16 protein-coding genes are annotated in these 21,769 nt (G+C 71.6%); 6 read left to right on the forward strand and 10 right to left on the reverse strand.

The window, feature by feature from the left end; genetic code table 11:
* Positions 1 to 33 precede the first annotated feature (33 nt).
* Positions 34 to 2,028 (reverse strand): Xaa-Pro dipeptidyl-peptidase, encoded by a 1,995-nt coding sequence (locus ACGF8B_RS26130; protein ID WP_392743048.1) that lies wholly within the window; start codon positions 2,026 to 2,028, stop codon positions 34 to 36.
* Positions 2,029 to 2,241: 213 nt separating this feature from the next.
* On the opposite strand from ACGF8B_RS26130, the gene ACGF8B_RS26135 reads away from it, so the two are divergent.
* Entirely contained in the window at positions 2,242 to 3,735 is a 1,494-nt protein-coding gene (locus ACGF8B_RS26135; RefSeq protein ID WP_392743051.1) for a M1 family metallopeptidase, read from the forward strand.
* A gap of 163 nt (positions 3,736 to 3,898) precedes the next feature.
* Positions 3,899 to 4,948 (forward strand): LacI family DNA-binding transcriptional regulator, encoded by a 1,050-nt coding sequence (locus tag ACGF8B_RS26140; protein WP_392743053.1) that lies wholly within the window; start codon positions 3,899 to 3,901, stop codon positions 4,946 to 4,948.
* Here ACGF8B_RS26140 and ACGF8B_RS26145 read toward each other — a convergent pair.
* Positions 4,911 to 5,807, reverse strand: coding sequence for an oxygenase MpaB family protein (locus tag ACGF8B_RS26145; protein ID WP_392743056.1), 897 nt, complete (start codon positions 5,805 to 5,807; stop codon positions 4,911 to 4,913). The genes ACGF8B_RS26140 and ACGF8B_RS26145 overlap by 38 nt on opposite strands.
* A 292-nt stretch (positions 5,808 to 6,099) precedes the next feature.
* Here ACGF8B_RS26145 and ACGF8B_RS26150 point away from each other — a divergent pair, with 292 nt between their 5' ends.
* On the forward strand, positions 6,100 to 7,074 hold the full coding sequence (locus tag ACGF8B_RS26150) for an oxygenase MpaB family protein (protein ID WP_392743059.1): 975 nt from the start codon (positions 6,100 to 6,102) through the stop codon (positions 7,072 to 7,074).
* Here the strand turns inward: ACGF8B_RS26150 and ACGF8B_RS26155 are convergent.
* The 4 genes from ACGF8B_RS26155 to ACGF8B_RS26170 form a co-directional block, all read right to left on the reverse strand.
* On the reverse strand, positions 6,992 to 7,624 hold the full coding sequence (locus ACGF8B_RS26155; protein ID WP_392743062.1) for a TetR/AcrR family transcriptional regulator: 633 nt from the start codon (positions 7,622 to 7,624) through the stop codon (positions 6,992 to 6,994). The two genes, ACGF8B_RS26150 and ACGF8B_RS26155, sit on opposite strands and share 83 nt — an antisense overlap.
* 159 nt (positions 7,625 to 7,783) lie before the next feature.
* The gene (locus ACGF8B_RS26160; protein ID WP_392743065.1) at positions 7,784 to 10,474 is read right to left on the reverse strand and encodes a M4 family metallopeptidase; all 2,691 of its coding nucleotides are present in this window, start codon (positions 10,472 to 10,474) and stop codon (positions 7,784 to 7,786) included.
* A 130-nt stretch (positions 10,475 to 10,604) separates the two neighbouring features.
* Positions 10,605 to 11,702, reverse strand: a complete 1,098-nt coding sequence (locus ACGF8B_RS26165; RefSeq protein ID WP_392743067.1) for a helix-turn-helix transcriptional regulator — start codon at positions 11,700 to 11,702, stop codon at positions 10,605 to 10,607.
* 105 nt (positions 11,703 to 11,807) lie between these two features.
* Positions 11,808 to 12,284 carry a macro domain-containing protein gene (locus ACGF8B_RS26170; protein WP_392743070.1) on the reverse strand — a complete coding sequence of 159 codons (477 nt, stop codon included), beginning with the start codon at positions 12,282 to 12,284 and terminating at the stop codon, positions 11,808 to 11,810.
* A 128-nt stretch (positions 12,285 to 12,412) separates the two neighbouring features.
* Here ACGF8B_RS26170 and ACGF8B_RS26175 point away from each other — a divergent pair, with 128 nt between their 5' ends.
* Positions 12,413 to 13,144 carry a MerR family transcriptional regulator gene (locus ACGF8B_RS26175; protein ID WP_392743073.1) on the forward strand — a complete coding sequence of 244 codons (732 nt, stop codon included), beginning with the start codon at positions 12,413 to 12,415 and terminating at the stop codon, positions 13,142 to 13,144.
* 34 nt (positions 13,145 to 13,178) lie between these two features.
* On the opposite strand, the gene ACGF8B_RS26180 is transcribed toward ACGF8B_RS26175, so the two are convergent.
* The 4 genes from ACGF8B_RS26180 to ACGF8B_RS26195 all read right to left on the reverse strand — a co-directional run bounded on the left by ACGF8B_RS26180 (position 13,179) and on the right by ACGF8B_RS26195 (position 19,017).
* Positions 13,179 to 15,350, reverse strand: coding sequence for a 3-hydroxyacyl-CoA dehydrogenase NAD-binding domain-containing protein (locus ACGF8B_RS26180; RefSeq protein WP_392743076.1), 2,172 nt, complete (start codon positions 15,348 to 15,350; stop codon positions 13,179 to 13,181).
* A gap of 39 nt (positions 15,351 to 15,389) precedes the next feature.
* Positions 15,390 to 16,604: an acetyl-CoA C-acetyltransferase gene (locus ACGF8B_RS26185; protein ID WP_392743079.1), complete on the reverse strand. Its 1,215-nt coding sequence runs from the start codon at positions 16,602 to 16,604 to the stop codon at positions 15,390 to 15,392.
* Positions 16,605 to 16,639: 35 nt separating this feature from the next.
* Positions 16,640 to 17,782, reverse strand: coding sequence for an acyl-CoA dehydrogenase family protein (locus ACGF8B_RS26190; RefSeq protein ID WP_392743082.1), 1,143 nt, complete (start codon positions 17,780 to 17,782; stop codon positions 16,640 to 16,642).
* A gap of 83 nt (positions 17,783 to 17,865) precedes the next feature.
* Complete coding sequence (locus ACGF8B_RS26195) at positions 17,866 to 19,017, reverse strand: CaiB/BaiF CoA transferase family protein (protein ID WP_392743085.1); 1,152 nt, start codon at positions 19,015 to 19,017, stop codon at positions 17,866 to 17,868.
* 202 nt (positions 19,018 to 19,219) lie between these two features.
* On the opposite strand from ACGF8B_RS26195, the gene ACGF8B_RS26200 reads away from it, so the two are divergent.
* Both ACGF8B_RS26200 and ACGF8B_RS26205 read left to right on the forward strand, forming a co-directional pair.
* On the forward strand, positions 19,220 to 20,410 hold the full coding sequence (locus tag ACGF8B_RS26200; protein ID WP_392743088.1) for a saccharopine dehydrogenase family protein: 1,191 nt from the start codon (positions 19,220 to 19,222) through the stop codon (positions 20,408 to 20,410).
* Positions 20,411 to 20,756: 346 nt separating this feature from the next.
* On the forward strand, positions 20,757 to 21,722 hold the full coding sequence (locus tag ACGF8B_RS26205) for a peptidoglycan-binding protein (protein ID WP_392743091.1): 966 nt from the start codon (positions 20,757 to 20,759) through the stop codon (positions 21,720 to 21,722).
* The last annotated feature ends 47 nt before the right edge of the window (positions 21,723 to 21,769 follow it).

A 21,769-nucleotide genomic window follows, 5' to 3' on the forward strand; every position in this document is an offset into this window, starting at 1 on the left:
CTCCCCCAGGGGCCTTCGCGGCCGGAAGAGGCGTTACGCGCCACCGCTGCCCGGGACGCGGGCGGCGGGGCGCGGCGGGGCGACGCCCCGCACGCCGGCGGTCCCGGGGCTGTCCGGCACCGCCGCGGAGCCCGTGGTGGCGCGGACGAAGGCTCCGGCGCCGCCGACGAACGGCAGCTTCGCGAAGGTGCGGGCCAGGTCGAGGGTGAGGGTGGGGGTGGAGTCCGGCGGGTCGATGAGGTCGCGGTCGGTACCGGCGAGGATCAGGGCGAGGCGGTGGCCGGCGGGGACGACATGGTCGGTGGCGGCCAGGTCGACGGTGAGGGTGACGGCCCTGCCGGGCACGAGGGGGCGGCCCCTGTGCGCGTCGGCGTACGTACCCAGGTCGGCCCAGCCTCGGCTGACCACGGTCCGGTCGACGGTGATGGTGTCGGCCCTGGTCTCCTTGTAGCAGGAGCTGTCCCCCGTGGTGCTCGCGCCCCAGCAACTGCGCTCGGTGAGGGTGGTGATGCCCTCGCCGGACCCGCCGTAGTCACGGATGGTGTCGGGGCCGATGTCCACCAGGACCGCCGAGAGATGGGCGGTCGTCGTGGTCGGGGTGGCGGTGACGGTGACCCTGGAGGAGCCGGCGAGCCGCAGGTCGGTGGCGAGCGGTGCGGTGCGGAAGCCGGCCTTGGCGCCGGTGGTCCGGTCCAGGTCCGCGGCCCACTCCGTCTCGCTCCGCGCCGGATCGTCGGTGAACGTCTCGGTGGCGCCGGGGCGGGCGGGCTTCAGGCCCAGAGTGCCGACGCCCGGCGCGTTCCCGGTGCCGGGGCGCACGGTGGTGGTGCGGGTGCTGCGGGGCGGCCAGACCCGGTCGGTGGACCACTGGCCGGGGTGGCGTTCGACGTCGGCCATCGGCTCACGGTCGATGCCGTTGTCGTAGCCGAGCAGGTAGTGGTCGAACCAGCGGTGCAGTGTGTCGACCCACTCGGCACGCCGGTAGTCGAACGGGTCGACGTGTCCGGTCTGGGAGAGCCAGATCTTGCGCTCCACGCCCCGGTCCGCGAGCGCGTCCCACCACTGGCCGAGGTGCTTGGTCCGGACGTTGAGGTCCTGCATGCCGTGTACGGCGAAGACACTGGCGCGAACCTTGCGGGCGTCCTTCACGTAGTCGCGCCCGGCCCAGAGCCCCGTCCAGTCACCGGTGCGCGGGGCGCCGTCGACGAGCCGTTGCTGGACCGAGGCGCAGCGGTCCTGCGCCTCGGGGCTCTCCACGTAGCCGGAGAGCCATTCGGGACCGCTGCCGTAGAGGGGCGCGCCCTGCGCGAAGTAGTAGTCGTACCAGGACGAGATGGCGCCGATCGGCACGATGGTCCGCAGCCCCTCGACGCCGGTCGCCGCGACGCCGTTGGCGACGGTGCCGTCATAGCTCTTGCCGATCATCCCGGTGCGTCCGTCGGACCAGCCGGCCGAGGCGCGGGCGGAGCCGGTGCGGGTGGTGTAGCCGCGGGCGCGGCCGTTGAGCCAGTCGATGACGGCCTTGGCGGACTGGACGTCGGAGCGGCCCCCGACGTCCACACAGCCGTCGGACCGATTGGTTCCGGCCAGATCGACGGCGACGAAGGCGTAACCGCGCGGCACGAAGTAGTTGTCGTAGTGGAGCGGGAACTGCACCGGCCGGCCGTCGGCGTCGTAGGTCTTGAGCTGGCTCTCGTTGCCGCGCCCGCAGCAGGAGTAGTACGGGCTGGCGTCCATGATCACGGGGATCTTCCGGCCCTGCCGGGCGGGTTCGCGCGGCCGGACGATGTCGGCGGCGACGCGGTCGCTCCGCCCGTCCCCGTCGCCGTCCAGGCCGGTGTCGACCCAGACCGATTCGCGGACGGCGTCCCCGTACGAGTAGACCGGCCTGCTCTCCGGCGGCCGGGCCTTCCCCGGGCTCGCGCCCTGGGCGCCGGCCGGTGAGAGCAGGACGGCCGTCAGGGCGACGACGGCCGCCACCACCAGCGATCGGAATCTCGAACGGGGGCCTCGCGCACGAATCGGCATGGGCGGAAGGTACCCCGGGTCAACTCCCCGGCGACAGAGGGCGATCAGCGAGATGAATTGCGTGATCACGGCGCAAATCCGACGGGCCGGAGTGGCGGCCGAATGGCGATCGTGTGACAGCTGTGGCCATGGACACGACTGTCGCGGCAGCCGCTGAATAGTGTCGACGTGACGGTTCGAGAGATCATTCGCCCCGACGACTTGGAGCATTCCGTGCACCGCAGATTCATCGTCCCGAGCGCAATCGCGGCCTCGCTGCTGCTGGCGATCCCGGCCTCGGCCGCCGAGGGCACCGTGGGCGCCCCGGGCATCGGCGACCCCTACTACCCGGCCAGTGGCAACGGCGGCTACGACGTGTCCCACTACGACCTGCGGCTGAAGTACCGGCCCTCGACCGATCTGCTGGAGGGCACGGCCACCATCCTCGCCACGACCACCCAGGAACTCACCCGTTTCAACCTGGACTTCGGGCTGGACGTCGCCGAGGTACGGGTCGACGGCAAGAAGGCCGGCCATGTGAAGAACGGCGAGCAGGAGCTGGAGATCACCCCGGCGGCCCCGCTGGCGAAGGGCCGGTCCATCTCGGTCGTCGTGCGGTACGCCGGGAAGCCCTCCGAGGTGAAGATCAACGGCTGGACGTCCTGGGTCCGCACCCCGGACGGCGCGGTGGCCGCCCAGGAGCCGGAGTCGGCCGCCTGGTGGTACCCGAGCAACGACCACCCGCTGGACAAGGCGACGTACGACATCTCGGTCTCCGTCCCCGACGGCACCCAGGCGATCAGCAACGGCACGCTCCAGTCGCAGAGTTCGAAGCTCGGCTGGACCCGGTTCAACTGGCGCTCCGCCCAGCCGCAGGCGACCTACCTGACGACGCTGGCGGTCGGGAAGTTCGACATCACCACGGACACCACGTCGGACGGGCTGCCGGTCCTCAACGCCTACAGCAAGGACCTGGGCGCCAACGCCGGCGCGGCCCGCGCCAGCATCGAGCGGACCACCGAGGTCGCCGAGTGGCTGACCGGCATCTTCGGGCCTTACCCCTTCGACGCGCTCGGCGGCTACGCCCCCAATGTGACCAGCGGCTTCGCCCTGGAGACCCAGACCAGGCCGTTCTACAGCCCCAAGCAGTTCGCGAACGGCTCCAACGTCTCGGTCGTCGTCCACGAGCTGGCGCACCAGTGGTACGGCGACAGCGTCTCCCTCAAGGGCTGGAAGGACATCTGGGTCAACGAGGGCTTCGCCCGCTACAGCCAGTGGCTCTGGTCGGAGAAGGAGGGCGAGGGAACCGCGCAGGAGCTGGCGGACTACACCTACGCCCTGCACCCGGCCGACGACCCCTTCTGGAAGGTGAAGCCGGGCGACCCGGGCCCCGACAACCAGTTCGACGCGGCCGTCTACGACCGGGGCGCGATCGCCATCCAGGCGCTGCGCAACGAGCTGGGCGACGAGACGTTCTTCGCGCTGCTGAAGGGCTGGCCCACCGAGCACGCGCACGGCAACGCGAGCGTGAACGACTTCGTGGCGTACGCGGAGCGGGTCTCGGGCAAGCCGCTCGCCGCCCTCTTCGACGCCTGGCTGTTCCGCGCGGAGCGGCCCGCGGCCCCGGCGGCGGCCGGCCCGCACGCCCTGCACGCCGCCGGGCAGCCGGCCCGTCCCGCCTCCTGGAAGAAGATCGCGGCGACGAACTCGGTGCACGAGCACCGCTGACCGGAAAGCGGACCGGGTCCGGACACCGTCGCCCCTCCTCCTCCATGTGGGGCGACGGTGCCCCCGGCGGCGGGCCGGCGGCGCCGGATAGGCTGATGGCGTCGGTGCTGTCCGGCCGCCCCGGCCGTTTCCGGCCCGATTCCGCGTGTACGAGGAGCGTCCCTTGCCCGGTCCGTCCCACGGCCCCGCCGCCGATGCCCGCCCCACCCTGGAGGCGGTGGCGGCCCGCTCCGGGGTCTCCCGGGCGACGGTCTCCCGGGTGGTGAACGGCGGGGCCGGGGTGCGCAAGCCGCTGGCGGACCGGGTGCGCAAGGCGGTCGAGGAGCTCGGCTACGTACCGAACCACGCGGCCCGGACCCTGGTCACCCGGCGCAATGGCGCGGTCGCCGTGATCATCGACGAGCCGGAGTTCCGGATCTTCTCCGACCCGTTCTTCTCCCAGCAGATCCGTGGCATCAGCCGCGAACTCACCCTGCACGACTCCCAGTTGGTTCTGCTCCTGGTGGAGGGCAGCGGGGACTTCGACCGGGTTGCCCGCTATCTGGCCGGTGGCCATGTGGACGGTGTGCTGGCCTTCTCGCTGCACACCGACGACGAACTCCCCGCGATCATCCGCAGGTTCCGGGTGCCCACCGTGTACGGCGGCCGTCCGGGTCTGCCGGGCGCCGCGTCCGAACTGGCCGTCCCGTACGTCGACTGCGACAACCGCGGCGGCGCGGCCGCGGCCGTACGCCATCTCGTCGCGCTGGGGCGCCGGCGGATCGCGCACATCGCCGGACCGCCCGACCAGACCTCGGCCCTGGACCGGGTGGACGGCTACCGCGATGTGCTGCCCGACAACGATCCGGCACTGCTCGTGCAGGGCGATTTCACCGTCGAGGGCGGCGCGCGGGCGATGGCGGAACTCCTCGATCGTCACCCCGGCCCGGACGCGGTCTTCGCCGCCAACGACCTGACGGCCTCGGGCGCCCTGCGGGTGCTGCGCGAGCGCGGCCGCGCTGTGCCGGACGAGGTGGCCCTGGTCGGCTTCGACGACATGGTGTCGATAGCCGAGGCCACCGATCCGCCGCTGACGACGGTCCGTCAGGATGTCGAGGGAATGGGCCGGTTGATGGTGCGGATGCTGATGAGCCGGCTCGACGGCGGGACCGGGGGCGGCGAGCAGGATTCGGTGATCACACCGACCGAGCTGGTGCGCCGGGCCTCCGCGTGATCCCCCGCCGGGCCGCCCGCGCCCTGCGCGCGTACGGGAGGTAGCGCAGCCGCTCGGGGAGCACGGGCACCACGCGCCGCACCACCCCGCTGAAGCGCCGCAGTCTGCGCTCCTGCCGGTCCGTCCACTCCAGCCCGATGGCCTCGCGTGCGTCCGGCGGCATCAGCCCGATGGTGACGAAGCGCCGGAACCGGGCCAGCGGCGGGAACAGCACCGGCCACAGCGCCTTCAGCAGCAGCCTGAGCAGGAGGGGCCCGCGGTCCGGCGGCGGGACGGGACGGTCGACGGCGACCAGGTCCTCGACGACCGCGGTCGCCTCGATCTCGTCGGCGAGCACCTTCCGGTAGTACGGCCAGAACTCCTCGATCGTCTGCGGCATGTCCCGGTCGTGGATGCCGAGGATCCTGCCGACCTGGAGCCACTCCCGGTACAGGGCGCGCTCCTGTGCCGGGGTGAGCGGCCGGACGAGATAGCGGGCGGCGTGCTGGTAGACCGGGAAGCCCGTGGCGTGCACCCATGCGTAGTTGGCGGGCGACAGTGCGTGGTAACGGCGCCCCCGGGTGTCGGTGCCCTGGATGGTGCGGTGCAGGGCGCGCAGCCTGCGCCCCTCCTCGGCGGCCGCCTCGCCCCCGTAGACCCAGAGCTGGAGCGAGCGCAGGGACCTCTCGCCGCGCCCCCAGGGGTCCGTGCGGAAGACGGAGTGTTCGTCGACCCCGGCGCCGACCGCCGGGTGTGCCACCTGGAGGGTGAGCGCGGCGGGCAGCATCAGCAGGGCCCGGATGTCGCCGGAGAGGCTCCAGAGCACACCGCCGGGCGGGGGCGGTGCGGGGTCGACACCCCTGGCGGGTTCGCTGCTCATATGTGCTCCCGACGGTCGGCGGACACGCGGCTCGGCGCCCGGCCCCTGCGTGATCCAGTATGCGAGGGCTTCGGCAGTCGTGCGCACCGGCCCCCGCGGCACACCGCCGCATGCCCGGTCGTCGGCGGTGTTGACGGGACTCGTGAAACAAGTCGATAGTATTTGTAACTTTGACTCCCGGACCGGACGATCCGTCATATCCCTTGTGCACCAGTCGAGTTGATCATTCGAACAGCGACAACCCGGGAAGGCGGACCCGCAGGGAGTCGGCACACGGACAGGAGGGCGCACCATGGGCCGATACAGCCGCCTGCACGAGATTCGCCGGATGGATCCGGCGCACGACTACGCCGAGATCCTTCGGTTGATCTCCCGGTACGAGTTCCCCTGGGACTACCGGCAGGGGGTGAGCGTCGCCTTCCTCCGGGACTACGGCGTTCCCCGGATCTCCGTGCTCCTCGACCGGACCCAGGAGTTCGAACGGGCCGGGCAGAAGCGGTTCGACGACACGGTGCTGATCGGGTACGAGATGGCCGCCGACGGCTTCGACTCGGAGCGCGGGCGGGCGGCCGCGCGCCACCTCAACCGGATCCACGGCAAGTACAGGATCCCGAACGACGACTTCCGCTACGTCCTCGCGACCACGGTCGTGGGGCCGAAGCGCTGGATCGACCGGTTCGGCTGGCGGCCGCTGTGCGCCCAGGAGGTCCAGGCGCTGGTGGAGGCCGGCCGGAAGACGGCTTCGATGATGGGGATCGAGGGGGTCCCCGACACGTACGAGGGGTTCGAGCGGCTCCTCGACTCCTACGAGGAGCGGATGTTCGCGTACGACCCGGCGAACCGGCGGGTCGCGAACGCCACGTTCCGTGTGATCGCCAGCTGGTACCCGCGTCCGTTACGGCCCTTGGTGGCGAGGTTCGCGCTCGGGCTGCTGGACGAGCCGCTGCTGGCGGCGCTGGGCTTCCGGCCGCAGCCGCGGTGGGTGCGGACCTCGGCGTCGGCGGCCCTGCGGCTGCGCGCGCGTTGTGTGCGCAGGCTGCCGGCCCGGCCACGCAGGTTTCCCGCTCGCCCGCAGCCCCGTTCGTACCCCTTCGGCTGGCGGCTCGACGACCTCGGACCGCACTGGGCCCGCAACCGGCCCGTGGAACCCCTGCCCGACGAGACGGACGGCCACGCCGGTGGCGCTACCCGGCAGCGAGCAGCGGCACCAGATAGCGGCGGGCGAACTCCCGCACCTGGGTGTCGTCGTCCAGCTCGAAACAACTGACGGGATTGAGGAGGAAGGAGACGGTGATCCGCACCATCAGTTCGGCGACCGGGGTCGGATCGCTCGCCGGCCTGCCCTCCGCGCGCCGGGCGTCGCGCAGCCGGTCGGCCAGGTACTCGCGGATGGCGAGGAAGGCCGGTTCGCTCTCCAGCGTCAGGAACGGCAGCATCGTCTCGGGCTCCAGCCTCAGCAGGCCGCCGATCAGCGGATGCTCGCGGATGTGCCGGAGAACCGCGGTGAAGCCTTCGACGAGCCGGTCCTCCGTCGTCGGCAGCGCGGCCACGGCGTCGTCCACCTCCACGACGAAGCGGCGGTACTCGCGCAGCAGGCAGGCGGAGACGAGGCTGTCCTTGTTGCCGATCCGCCGGTACACGGTCACCCGCGAGACCCGGGCGCGCTTGGCGACGTCGTCGACGGTGGAGCGGCGCAGCCCGAAGGTCATGAACTGCTCGCGCGCGGCGTCCAGGATCTGCTCGCTCAGCGCGTCGGAGGGCGGCGTCGTGCCGAGCGCCAGGGCCAGCCGTGTCTCGTCGGTGCTCCGTGCCGTCATGGCCCCTCTCCCGTTCCGCCGCGTCCACCCCCACCATAGGAGTCGATACGGAGTGACTCACCCCGTATCCCTGTATCAGCCGCGCGGGCCTCGGCGCGGGCGGGGCGCCCACCGGGGTCCGGTGGGCGCCCCGACTCGGGTGCGCCAGTGCGACGGGTACTACTCGCAGGTCCCGGCGAACGTCTCGCGGGTCACCACGTCGGTGGCCGCCGCGGTCGTGTCCAGCCAGGCGACGCGCCGGCCGTCACCGAGCGACGGGGCCAGCTGGGAGCCGGAGGAGCAGGAGACGCGGGTGTAGTTGTCGAGGCCCGCGAGGACATCGGAGGTCTTCGCGACCTTCACCTTGGTCGGTCCGCTCCAGGAGCCGAGCGCGCCCCAGAGGTCGTACGTGGAGTAGGCGAAGTACTCGTCGTTGACCGAGAACTGGGCGACGTACGTGGACGAGGGGTAGCGCAGCTTCGCGGCCTGGGTCAGGTCGCCGAGCGGTGCCGACATGAAGTTCGTGCTCGGGATCAGGAAGCCGCCGGTCTCACGCCAGAACACCCGGTCCGAGGTGATCTGGATGTCCGAGACGTAGTCGAAGAGGAAGCCGGCGATGCGCTTGGTCTGTGTGGTGCCCTTCGCGATGTCGTGGACGTGGACGTAGGTGCCGTCGCCGCCGGCCCAGGCGATCCGGCCGTTCTTCATGGCGAGGCGGGCGGCCTTGGTGCCGGCCTCCGGGGTCAGGTTGACCGTGGTGCCGTCGGCCTTGCGGAGCATGACGTCCTGCTCGCCGTCGGCGGTGGTGCTGATGTAGGCGAGCGCTCCGTTGTCGGTCACCGGCTCGGTCTCGTCCGCGTCAGGGCGGTCGACGAGCTTCTTGATCGCGCCCTGGCCCTTCTCGCCGGTCCGGTAGATGCCGATGCCGTCGGCGGTGATCCGGGTGAAGACGATGCGCTCGTCGTCCAGGGAGGGGTCGAGCAGATAGGCGTCCTTCTGGGCCAGTTCGTGCTTCGGCTTCTTGCCGAAGCGGCCCACGGTGATGCCGAAGGCGCCGCTGCCCTGGTCCCAGGCGATGGCGTCGCCGTGGCTGATGGCGTAGACGTCGCCGTTGATCTGGGCGGCCTGCTCGTCGACGCCGCTGTAGACCTCGTAGGCGGGCAGGATGTCGGCGCCGATGGTGGTGCCGTCGTGCGTGCCGCCCTTCTTCTCCCAGCCGGTCTGGATTCCGTGGTCGTCGAACGCCTTGGCGATGACGGCGAGATCGGCCTTCGAGACGTTCAGGGACCTGGCCGCGAGGGTGACCGCGTTGCGCATGTCGGTGAAGCCGGACAGCGGCGTGAGGTAGTTCTGCGCGGACCGGTAGACGATCTGGTCGGCGAGCTTGGTGTCGAGGTTCTTGCGCATGTCCCACAGCGCGCCGCCGACGATGGTGGAGTTGTAGTGCACCCCGCCGTTGTCGATGTCGAGCGTGATGGGCTGGTAGTCCTTCTGCGCGTCGCGTCCGTCGTTCAGGTCGCGCAGGGCGCACTCCTCCAGCGGCTTGGTGCCGTTGCAGAGGTACTCACCGATGAGGCCGGACGTCGGGTCGCTCATCGCGACGCCCTTGTCGGCGGTCTCCATCGCGTTGCCGAAGTAGTCGGATATCGCCTCGTTGAGGGCGCCCGACTGGTTGAGGTAGACCAGGCCGGCGGAGTGCTCGGTGACCCCGTGCGTCATCTCGTGGCCGACGACGTCCAGGCCGACGGAGAGCGGTACGCCGTCCATGTGGCCGTAGACCATCTTGGAGCCGTCCCAGAAGGCGTTGGCGTAGTCCTTGCCGTTCGCGGCGACGTTGACGACGGAGTAGATCGTGCCGCCCTTGCCGTCGACACCGTCGCGTCCGATCTGGTTCTTGTAGTACTCGTACACCTTCGCCGCGTTCAGGTGTGCGTCGACCGCGCCCGACGAGGTGTTGGCGCCGTCGAAGCGGTCGCTCGCGGACGTGCCGAGCCGGATGTCGTCGGTGACCGGGCCGCCGGCGACGTCCGTGTACTGCTTGCGGTTCGCGTCGTACGTACGGATCTGGCCGCCGGTCCGCGGGTACATGGCGCGCGTCGAGTCGACGAGCGTGTACGAGCCGTCCGCCTCCTTGTTGAGGTCCAGTTCCGCCTCGCCGCCGTCGACGCGTACGCCCGTCCCCTGCGCGGGCGACGCGTCCGCCGCGTCGATGTTGTTGTACGAGAGCGCGATGCCGCCCACCCGCGCGTCGACGTACACCTCCTGGCGCACCGGGCTGCCGTTCGCCCTGCCGCCGGTGACCGTGAAGTGCCAGGCCAGCCTGCCGCCCCGGGCGTCGGGGAGCACGGACAGGCCGTGCGCCCCGGTCTTCGCGCCCCGCACGCCGGACAGGCCGCGGTCGAGCGTGAACATCCGCTGCTTCGCGGCGGCTTCGGTCACCTTCGGCGTGGTGGAGACGGTGAGGTCCGTGTAGAGCGTGCCGGTCGCGGACGTGATCTGCTGACCGCCGTCCGCGGCCCGGGTCTGCACCGCGTACTCCGCGCCGAACACCGGGACGCCGTCGTGCTTCTGCTGGAAGCGCACCGAGGACTGCTCGCCGTCCTTGGTGGTCCTCACCGTCTTCAGGTCGGAGACCGGAACCCTGTACGTGTCCTCATGGGCCTTGATGTGGGCCCGGGCGGCCTCGGCCGGGGTGCCCTCGCGTGCGGTCCTGTCCAGGCCCTGTGTCATCGCCGGGGCGACACCCACCGGGTCCGTCGCCGGCGCCGTGGCGGTGTCGGCCGCCCAGGCCGGCGCAGCCAGCAGTGACGCGCCGGTCGCGGCGGCGACCACTCCGGTCGCCAGCATCCGCAGCACGTTCGTTCGTCTCACGGGACCTCCCCATCGCACACCTGCGCCTGAACCACGGGGGCTCGGGCGTTGACGTGCTGATCGTTCGCCATGGGGGGTTACGTGAACAAGGGATGGAGCTGGCGCGAAAGTGCCGTGGCGTAATTGCGCCTCAGGAGTTGTCCGTGACAGGCGAGTTGTCCGAGGCGTCGGTCAGCCATCCGGCCCGTGCGGCGTACCAGCCGAGCTGGAAGCGGGTCGCCGCACCCACTTCGTCCATCAGCGCGTGCAGCCGCCGCTGGACGGTGCGGTGCCCCATGCCCAGCTGACGCGCTATGGCCGCGTCGGTCAGGCCGACGTGGAGGAGAGCCACGATCTGCCGGTCGATCGCCGCGACCGGGGCCTCCCGTTCCTCCTCGGTACCGGAGGCGCTCAGGCGCCAGCCCTTGTCGAAGTGCTCCTCGAAGAGCGATACCAGAGCGGTGAGCAGACCTGTCCGGTGCACGACGAGCGCCACCGGTTCGGCCTCGCGCTCGGGGTGCAGCGGCAGCAGGGCGACACGGCGGTCCACGATGGCGAGCTTGATCGGCAGCCGGTCCGTGACGGAGATGTGCTGCCCCTGGGCGACACAGGAGGCCAGTACGGCCGCGGTCGCCGGATGCTCCAGCCATTCACGTTCGACGACGCTGCGCACGTCCACACCGCGCCGCACCATCTCGGCGTCGACCTCTTCGTGGTTGTCCTCGAAGCTCAGCACCGCGGGCACGTGCCTGGCCGGCACCAGCGTGCACACCTCGGTCCTGGCCTGACGCTGCATGCTCAGCAGGCGACGCCGGATCGCCGCCGGACCGGACAGCACCTCCACCGGCGCTCCCGACGCGTGCGACTGTGCGGCGCGGTGGCGCTCGGTGAGGTCTCCCACCAGCGACTCGACCCGGTGCAGCGCGGCCCGGCGGGCTTCGAGCAGCGGCCCGAGCGCGAGGACGGGCGAGGCGGCCCGGTACCGGACGGTGCCGTCGGTGTCCGGCCGCGAGGCGCTGGCGAGCCCGCGATCGACGAGTGAGCCGAGCGCACGCGCCACCGCCGGGCCGGCCAACGGGCTCACGAGAGCGCCGGGCTCGCTGTCGGGGCGGTCCACCAGCAGGCGGTAGACCGCGTCCTCGTCCGCTCCGAGGCCGAGCAGGGTCAGCAGGGACATGTCCACCGGCTCGCGCGGTGCGGCTGCTTCGGGACGCCCGGACTCCCCGCGCCCCGTCTCGGCACCCGTCACCGGCCCCACCCCTTCCCGCCGCCCCTCGACCGGGGTCAGATTATCCGGCGGAACACGGCCGGACAGCCCCCGAGGGCTGTCCCGCAATTCCTGGCGGGACGGCCCTCAGTCGAAGTCGTACACCGTCACCGATATGCCCCGGCCGGTCAGCCGCTGCTCTATCAGGGGCTCGATCCGGGACCACTTCCCGCCCGCGAGCCCGCAGCCGATCCGCGGCATGTGGACCGAGGCCCCCAGCTCGCGGGCCCGGCCGGCCACCGCCTCCAGGGCCGTGTCGATCGCCTCGTAGCGCACCGGAACCCCGTTGCTGCCCGTGCGCATCCCCCGCTGGCCCACCATGTTCGCCACCCAGATGTACGGGCTCACCTGCACGAACTGCACCGCGCCGAGGGCGAAGTCATTGCCCGCGCGCTCCCGGTGCCAGCGGCGGTAGGCCGCCTCGGGCTCGGGCCAGCGGCGCGAGACGGCCAGGACGAACCCCTTGCCCCAGCCGCCGAGGTCGTTGCAGACATGGACGATCAGCTTGGCGCCCCGGCCATGGGGCGCGGTCGCGTCCCCCCGTACATACGCGATCTCGGACATGGCATCAGGCTACGTCCCGCCTCTGACACCGAGCACTTTCACATCAATGGTGAGACAGCAATACTGTTGCACCGGGGCGGGCCACGCGTACAGCCGCTCGCCCTCAGGGTCGGACACGAGGAGCAGACATGGCGACCGGCACCGAGGAGCCGACGCTCACCGTCGACGAGCTGGCGGCGCGCGCCGGTGTCACGGTACGCACCGTGCGTTTCTACAGCACCCGGGGTCTGCTGCCGCCCCCGGTGATCGGACCGCGACGGGTCGGGCACTACGGCCACGAGCACCTGTCCAGGCTGGCGCTCATCGAGGAGCTCCAGCACCAGGGCATGACGCTGGCCGCGATCGAGCGCTATCTGGAGCAGTTGCCTCCGGACCTGAGCGCGCACGACCTGGCGATCCACCGCGCGCTGGTGGCCTCCTGGGCACCCGACTCGGCGGAGGACGCGACGCGGGCGGAGCTGGAGCGGCGGGCCGGCCGGGCGCTGACCGAGCAGGACATCGCGCGGCTGGCCGCGATGGGTGTGCTGGAGCGCGCGGAGCCGGTCGACGGGAGCTACCGGATGGATCCGGGGCTGCTGCGGCTCGGCGTGGAGCTGCTCGGTGTGCCGATCGCCCACGAGACGATCCTGGCCGCCCGTACGGTGCTGCTGGAGCACTCCCGGTCCGCCGCGCAGGACCTGACCCGGCTGTTCCGGGACGAGGTCTGGGGTCCGTACCGCGAGCGGGAGGCGGATCCCGAGCACGTGGCGGCGATGAAGTCGCTGTCCGCCCACATGCAGCCGATGGTGCTCCAGGCGCTGGTGACCGCGTTCCAGCGGTCGTTGAAGCAGGAGCTGCGGGCCGCGTTCACGGCGGAGTGAACGCGGCCCGCGGGGTGGGCGCCGGCCGTGCGGCTCAGTCGTGGAAGATCTCGCCCTTCCCGGCCTTCTCCACGAGCAGAGCGGGCGGCAGGAAGCGGTCGCCGTACCGCTCGGCGAGCTCCCGGGCGCGGGCGACGAAGCCGGGCAGACCGCCCTCGTAGCCGTTGATGTACTGGAGCACGCCGCCGGTCCACGGCGGGAAGCCGATGCCCATGATGGAGCCGATGTTGGCGTCGGCGACGGTGATCAGGACGTTCTCCTCCAGGCAGCGGACGCTGTCCAGCGCCTCGGAGAACAGCATCCGCTCCTTCATGTCGATGAAGGGGACGTCCGTGTCCGGCTTGGCGAAGTGCTCCCGCAGTCCGGGCCAGAGGCGGGTGCGCTTGCCCGCCTCGTCGTATTCGTAGAAGCCCGCGCCGCCGCTGCGTCCCGTCCGGCCGAACTCGTCGACCATCCGGTCGATGACGGCGTCCGACGGGTGTCCGGGCCAGGTGCCGCCGGCCTCCTCGACGGCCCGCCTGGTCTCGTTGCGGATCTTGCGGGGCAGGGTCAGCGTCAGCTCGTCCATCAGCGAGAGCACCTTGGCCGGGTACCCGGACTGTGCGGCGGCCTGCTCGACGGAGGCGGGCTCGACGCCCTCGCCGACCATGGCGACGCCCTCGTTGATGAACTGGCCGATCACGCGCGAGGTGAAGAAGCCGCGCGAGTCGTTGACCACGATCGGGGTCTTCTTGATCCGGCGGACCAGGTCGAAGGCGCGGGCCAGGGCCTCGTCACCGGTCTGCTCGCCCTTGATGATCTCGACCAGCGGCATCTTGTCGACGGGCGAGAAGAAGTGCAGCCCGATGAAGTCGGCCGGCCGCGAGACGCCTTCGGCGAGGACGGTGATGGGCAGGGTCGAGGTGTTGGAGCAGAGCAGCGCGTCCGGCTCGATGACGTCCTGGATCTCCTGGAACACCTTGTGCTTGAGCGCGGTGTCCTCGAAGACGGCCTCGATGACGGCGTCGCAGCCCGCGAGGTCGGCCGGGTCGCCGGTCGGGGTGATCCTGGCCAGCAGCTCGTCGCGCTTCGCCTCGGTGGTGCGGCCCCGGGAGAGCGCCTTGTCGAGCAGCTTCTCGCTGTACGCCTTGCCCTTGGCCGCCGCCTCGGCGGAGACGTCCTTGAGCACGACGTCGATGCCGGCGCGGGCGCAGGAGTACGCGATGCCGGCGCCCATCATCCCGGCGCCGAGCACGGCGACCTTGGTGACCTGGCGCTCCTCGATGCCCTTGGGGCGGCTGGCACCGGAGTTGACGGCCTGGAGGTCGAAGAAGAACGCCTGGATCATGTTCTTCGCGACCTGGCCGGTGACCAGCTCGGTGAAGTACCGGGCCTCGATGGTCAGCGCGGTCTCGAAGTCCACCTGGGAGCCCTCGACCGCGGCGGCCAGGATGTTGCGGGGCGCGGGCATCGGGGCGCCCGCGAGCTGCTTCTTCAGGTTGGACGGGAAGGCCGGCAGGTTGGCGGCGAACTTCGGGTTGGACGGGGTGCCGCCGGGGATCCGGTAGCCCTTGACGTCCCAGGGCTGCTGGGACTCGGGGTGGGCGTCGATGAAGGCGCGGGCCTTTTCGAGCATCTCCTCGCGGGTGGCGGCGACCTCGTGGACCAGGCCGTTCTCCAGGGCGCGCGACGGGGTGTACTGGGTGCCCTGGAGGAGGACCTTCAGCAGCGCGTCGGCGATGCCCATCAGGCGTACGGTGCGGGTGACGCCGCCACCGGCGGGCAGCAGTCCGAGAGTGACCTCGGGCAAACCGATCCGGGAGCCGGGGGCGTCGAGGGCGACGCGGTGGTGCGAGGCGAGCGCGATCTCGTAACCGCCGCCGAGCGCCGCGCCGTTGATGGCGGCGACGACGGGAATGCCGAGGGTCTCGATGCGCCGCAGCGAGTTCTTGATGGCGGTGCCGGTGTCGAAGGCGAGCTGGGCGTTCGAAGGACCGATCCTGATCATGTCCTTGAGGTCGCCGCCCGCGAAGAAGGTCTTCTTGGCGGAGGTGTAGATGATGCCGCGGATGGCGTCCTTCTCGGCCTCGGCGCGGTCGGCGACGGCCGCGATGGAGTCCTTGAACGCCTGGTTCATCGTGTTGGCGGACTGGTTCGGGTCGTCGAGTACGAGGGTGACGACGCCGGTCTCGTCCTGTTCCCAGCGGATGGTCGTGCTCTCGGTCATGTGTCTGTCTTCTCCGTAAGCAGGGGTGGCCGGGGACGGTCAGAGACGCTCGATCACGGTGGCGATGCCCATGCCGCCGCCGACGCAGAGGGTGGCGAGGCCGTACCGCTGGTCGCGGCGCTCCAGTTCGTCGATGAGGGTGCCGAGGATCATCGCGCCGGTGGCGCCGAGCGGGTGGCCCAGCGCGATGGCGCCGCCGTTGACGTTGATCTTGTCGAGGGAGAGCCCCATGTCCCTGGCGAAGCGGAGGACGACCCCGGCGAACGCCTCGTTGATCTCGACGAGGTCGATGTCGTCGATGGTCAGCCCGGCCTTGCCGAGGGCCTTGCGGGTGGCGGGCGCGGGGCCGGTGAGCATGATGGTGGGCTCGGAGCCGGAGACGGCGGCGGAGACGATGCGGGCGCGCGGCGTGAGTCCGTAGCGCTCGCCCACCTCCTTGTTGCCGATGGCGACGAGTGCGGCGCCGTCGACGATGCCGGAGGAGTTGCCCGCGTGGTGGACGTGGTCGATCTTCTCGACCCAGTGGTACTTCTGGAGCGCCACCGCGTCGAAGCCGCCCATCTCGCCGATCGCGGCGAAGGACGGCTTGAGCGCGGCGAGCGAGTCGGCGGTGGTGCCGGGCCGCATGTGCTCGTCGTGGTCGAGCACGACGAGGCCGTTGCGGTCCTTGACGGGGACGACGGAGCGGGCGAAGCGGCCGTCCTTCCACGCTTCGGCGGCGCGTTCCTGGGAGAGCGCGGCGAATTCGTCGACGTCGCGGCGGCTGAAGCCCTCGATGGTGGCGATGAGGTCGGCGCCGACGCCCTGCGGAGCGAAGCCGGTCTCGAAGTTGGTCATCGGGTCCATCGCCCAGGCGCCGCCGTCGGAGCCCATCGGTACCCGGGACATCGACTCGACGCCACCGGCGAGTACGAGGTCCTCCCAGCCCGAGCGGACCTTGGCGGCGGCCAGGTTGACGGCCTCCAGACCGGAGGCGCAGAAGCGGTTCTCCTGGACGCCCGCGACGGTGTCCGGGAGTCCGGCCGCGATGGCGGCGATCCGGGCGATGTCGGAGCCCTGGTCGCCGAGCGGGCTGACCACGCCGAGGACGATGTCGTCGACGGCCGCCGGGTCGAGACCGGGGAAGCGGCTGCGGATCTCGTGGATGAGGCCGACGACGAGGTCGATCGGCTTGGTGCCGTGCAGGGCGCCATTGGCCTTGCCGCGGCCGCGCGGGGTGCGGATCGCGTCGTAGACAAACGCTTCGGTACTCAAGACAGCAGCCTTTCGAGGGTGGTTGTGCGACAGGATCAGGCGAGCAGCGAGCGGCCGATGATCTCCTTCATGATCTCGGTCGTGCCGCCGTAGATGGTCTGGATGCGGCCGTCGGTGAATGCCCTGGCGACCGGGTATTCCGCCATGTAGCCGTATCCGCCGTGGAGTTGGAGACAGCGGTCGGCGGCGCGCTTCTGCAGTTCGGTGGCCCACCACTTGGCCATCGACGCGTGCACGGCGTCGAGCGTGCCGTCGGAGTGGTCGACGATGCAGCGGTCGATGAAGGTGCGGGTGACGGCGCACTCGGTGGCCATCTCGGCGATCTCGAACCGGATGTGCTGAAGCTTGGAGAGCGGCCTTCCGAAGACCTCGCGCTCCTTGACGTACTTCGTGGTGATCTCCAGGAGATGTTCCGCGGCGGCGATCCCGGCGACCGCTATGCCCATCCGTTCCTGTGCCAGATTGGTCATGAGATGGATGAAGGCGCCGTCCCGTTCGCCCAGCAGGTTCTCCTTGGGCACGCGGACGTCGTCGAAGAACAGCTCCGCGGTGTCCTGGGACTTCTGGCCGATCTTGTCGAGGTTGCGGCCCCGCTCGAAGCCCTCCGCGCCGCGTTCGACGACGATCAGTGAGAGCCCCTTCGCGCCACCCTCCGGGGTGGTCCTGGCGACCACGACCACCAGGTCGGCGAGGATGCCGTTGGAGATGAAGGTCTTGGAGCCGTTGAGCAGCCAGTGGTCGCCCTTGTCCTCGGCGGTGGTGCGGACGCCCTGGAGGTCGGAGCCCGCGCCGGGTTCGGTCATGGCGATGGCGGTGATGGTCTCGCCGCTGCAGAATCCGGGCAGCCAGCGCCGCTTCTGCTCGTCGGTGGCGAGGCCGGTGAGGTAGGGGCCGATGATGTCGTTGTGCAGCCCGAGCGCGAGGCCGGGGGTGCCGGCCCGGGTGAACTCCTCGGCGAGGACGGCGCTGTAGCGGAAGTCGGTGTTGCCGCCGCCCCCGTACTCCTCGGGCACGGCGAGGCCCAGCAGCCCCTGCCGGCCGGCCGCGAGCCATGCCTCGCGCGAGACGATGCCGTCCTTCTCCCACTGCTCGTAGTGCGGGAGGACCTCCTTCGTGAGGAAGGTACGCACGGTCTCGCGGAACGCCTCGTGCTCTTCGGTGAAGATCTGCCGCTGCACTGCGTGCCTCCTGGAGCCAGTTCTTGACGGTGGGGGCCGGCCGGTCCGGTGCGGGCCGGCCGGGGTTCGCTTCGGGCCGCTCGTCAGCCGGCGTCCCGCCCGGGGGGCCGCGCGATGCCGGGTACGCCCCAGTCGGCGGCCACCTCCGCGGTGTCGGCGCCGGGCCGGGCGGGTGCGCGGCGTACGGAGACGGGGGTCGCGGAGAAGCGCGGGGCGGGCGCCGGCTGGGTGAGCCCGTCGTGCTCGACGAAGGTGGAGCGGGCGGCGAGGTGCGGGTGGTGCGGCGCCTCGCGGAGGGAGAGGACGGGGGCGACGCAGGCGTCCGAGCCCTCGAACACCTCGGTCCACTCGGCACGCGTACGGGTTCTGAACCGGTCGGCGACGACGGTGCGCAGTTCCTCCCACCGGCCGATGTCGCTCCGGTCCGGCGCGTCGTCCCCGATCCCGAGGAGTCTGCCGAACTCCTCGTAGAAGCGCTGTTCCAGCGGCGCGACCGCCATGTACCGACCGTCGGCGGTCTCGTACGTGCCGTAGAAGGGGCAGCCGCCGTCCAGGAGGTTGGAGCCCCGCCGGTCCTGCCAGCCGCCGGCCGCCAGCATTCCGTGGATCATCATGGCGAGGTGGGAGGCACCGTCGACGATGGCCGCGTCCACGACCTGGCCCCGGCCGCCGGAGGTGCGGGCGTGCTGGAGGGCGGCGAGCACACCCACGACGAGATAGAGCGAGCCGCCCGCGTAGTCGCCGACCAGGTTGGCCGGGACGGTGGGCGGCTCGCCCGGCTTGCCGATCATGGAGAGGGTGCCGGTGAGCGCGATGTAGGCGACGTCGTGGCCGGCCCGCTCGGCGAGCGGCCCGTCCTGGCCCCAGCCGGTCATCCGCCCGTAGACGAGCCTCGGGTTGCGGGCCAGCGCCGCGTCGGGGCCGACGCCGAGGCGTTCGGCGACGCCCGGCCGGTAGCCCTCGATCAGGATGTCGGCGCGCTCGACGAGATCGAGCACCCGGGCGGCTCCGTCCTCGGCCTTGAGGTCGACGAGCACGGACCGTTTGTTGCGGTTGGTGAGGTCGTACGCGGGGTCGATGCCCAGCCCCGCACCGCCGGGCCGGTCGACCCTGACGACGTCGGCGCCGAGGTCGGCCAGGAGCATCGCGGCGAACGGGCCGGGGCCGATGCCTGCCAGTTCGACCACCCGCACCCCTGACAGCGGGCCGTGCGAGCCGTGCTCTGTCGTTGCCATCGAGCCCCCAGCGGTATGACACAACTGATGTAACAGCGATGATGCTAAGAACGCGCCGCGCTCCGCACAACCCCTTGGGGCGAGCAAGCGCTTAGTTCTTTCCCCGGATCCTCTCCCACGGGGGCCGCCCGGCCGCACACCGCCACGATCTCCTCCGCTAACCTCTGCCTGCCACATCGGCGCCGGCCCCGCGGAGGCACACATGAACAGGCAGAACGGGGCAGAACGCCCCTTTGACATAATCCTCTTCGGCGCCACCGGCTTCGTGGGCGCCCTCACCGCCGAATATCTCGCCGCCCACGCACCCTCCGGCTGCCGCTGGGCCGTGGCCGGACGCGACCGGGCCAAGCTGGAGCTCCTGCGCGAACGGCTCACCACGATCGACCCGCGCTGCGCGGAGCTCCCACTGCTGCACGCCGACGCCGGGGACGAGCACGCGCTGCGCGAACTCGCCGAGTCCGCCCAGGTGGTGGCCACGACGGTGGGCCCCTACGTCTGGTACGGCGAGAAGCTGGTAGCGGCCTGCGCCGAGGCGGGGACGGACTACGCGGACCTCACCGGCGAGGCGGAGTTCGTGGACCGGATGTATCTGGAGCACGACGCGCGGGCCCGCGAGACCGGGGCCAGGATCGTGCACGCCTGCGGCTTCGACTCCGTACCGCACGACCTCGGGGTCTACTTCACCGTCCAGCAGCTGCCGCGGGACGTACCCCTGACCGTCGACGGCTTCGTACGCAGCAACGCCGTCTTCTCCGGCGGCACGTTCGCCTCGGCGCTCACCGCGATGGGCCGGGGTACCCGGATGCTCAGCGCCGCCCGGGAGCGCCGGCTGCATGAACCGCGGCTGGTCGCCCGCCGCGCCCGCGCCCTGCTCGGCACCCCGCACTTCAGTGCGGAGACCGGCACCTGGGCGCTCCCGCTGCCGACACTGGACCCGCAGGTCGTCGAACGCTCGGCGCGGGTGCTGGCCCGCTACGGCCCCGACTTCCGCTACCGCCACTTCGCCTCGGTGCGCCGTCTGCCCGTGGCGCTCGGAGGCACGGCCGCGGTCGGCGCCCTGCTGGGCGCCGCGCAGGTCCCGGCGGCCCGGTCCTGGCTGATGGGCCGGTACGAGCCGGGCAAGGGGCCGGACGCGGAACGCCGCCGGCGCAGCTGGTTCACCGTGCGGTTCGTCGGCGAGGGCGGCGGGCACCGGGTCCTCACCGAGGTCTCGGGCGGCGACCCCGGCTACGACGAGACGGCGAAGATGCTCGCCGAGTCCGCGCTCTGTCTGGCCCTGGACGAGCTCCCGCCGACATCGGGGCAGGTCACCACGGCCGCCGCGATGGGGGACGCGCTGCTGGGGCGGCTGCGTTCGGCCGGACTGCGCTTCCGGGTCGCGTCGGCCCGCTGAGAGACGGTCACCCGGGGCGGGTGGGCGGCTCGCCCCGTGGTGACCCGTGCCGGCCGGGGACGCGCACTCGTACGGGTGATGTCCACCGCGCGCCCGGATCCCCCCGCACCACGGGCGACGGGCCCGCTACCACCCGTTCCGCCACGTATGCGCAGGCAGGAGCACCTTTGGGAAGGGGTGGGCGCGGAGCGGCCCTCCGGGGCCGGCGGGCCGGCCGCTCCTCGGCCGTCCGGTACGGAACGGGGCTTTCACTACGATCTGCGTCCCGCGGGTCGGCACACCTGGGCACGTTCCCGATGCACGGCGTTGACCTGCGGCTACGCACACGGAGAGTCGGGGAAGAACCATGACGGACAACACTGTGGCGGGCCGTGACGAGCAGCCGGGGCGCGTGCTCGCCGAGTTGCTGAGGAACTGGTGGGAGTCGTCGGCCCGCGACGGCCGCGAGAAGCCCACTCAGCAGTCCCTCGCCAAACGGCTCGGTGTCGACCAGACCACCCTGTCGCGCTATCTGAATCCCGCCCACGCCTCCAACGCCCCACGCAGGATCGTCGAGCAGCTGCACTCGGCGCTGCGGGCTCCGGCCGACGACCTGGTCCGGGCGTGCGGCCTGGCCGACGCGGCGGCGGGGGCGGCCCCGTCCCGCAGGCGCCCGGCGGCCACGGCCACGGCCGCGCCAGGAACGGCGTCCGTGCCCGCCGGACCGGCCGGCCCGCGCGGGGCGGCGACCCGTTGGCGGGACCGCTCCCCCGTCGCGTATCCGACCCTGGCCGTCGCCTCGCTCCTCCTGCTCGTGCTCGGCGCCTTCGTGTGGTGGCTGGCGCCGACCGCCGGACAGAGCGACGCCAAGACCACGGCGCACGTGTCGGACCGCCCGTCGCAGGGCACGGACTGGCCGTTGGCCCGCATGGGCGATGTGCTCTGGAAGGCGCGTACGGTGCAACTGCTGCTGCGGGCCAACGGCTTCGACGTGAAGGTCGACGCCGACTACGGTCCGGCCACGGCACGGGCCGTGAAACAGTTCCAGTCCGCACACGGTCTGACCCCGGACGGCAAGGTCGGGAAGGACACCTGGCCCCTGCTGATCGTCACGGTCGACTCGCGCGCCACCGAGCCCGACGCCGTCACGGCGGTGCAGTACCTGCTGCACCACGCCGGGGTGCCGACCGACAGCACCGGTACGTACACCCCCTCGACCATGCGGTCGCTCAAGGAGTTCCAGGAGTCCCGGAACCTGCCGGCGACGGGTACCGGGGACGAGGACACCTGGCGCGCGCTGCTCAACGCCCAGGGCCCGGATCTGCACACCTAGAGGCCCTGGCCACGGGCGGGCGGACAGGGCGCGGCGGTGCGCCGTGG

Source organism: Streptomyces sp. NPDC047917 (genome assembly GCF_043204345.1).
GTDB lineage: Bacteria > Actinomycetota > Actinomycetes > Streptomycetales > Streptomycetaceae > Streptomyces > Streptomyces sanglieri.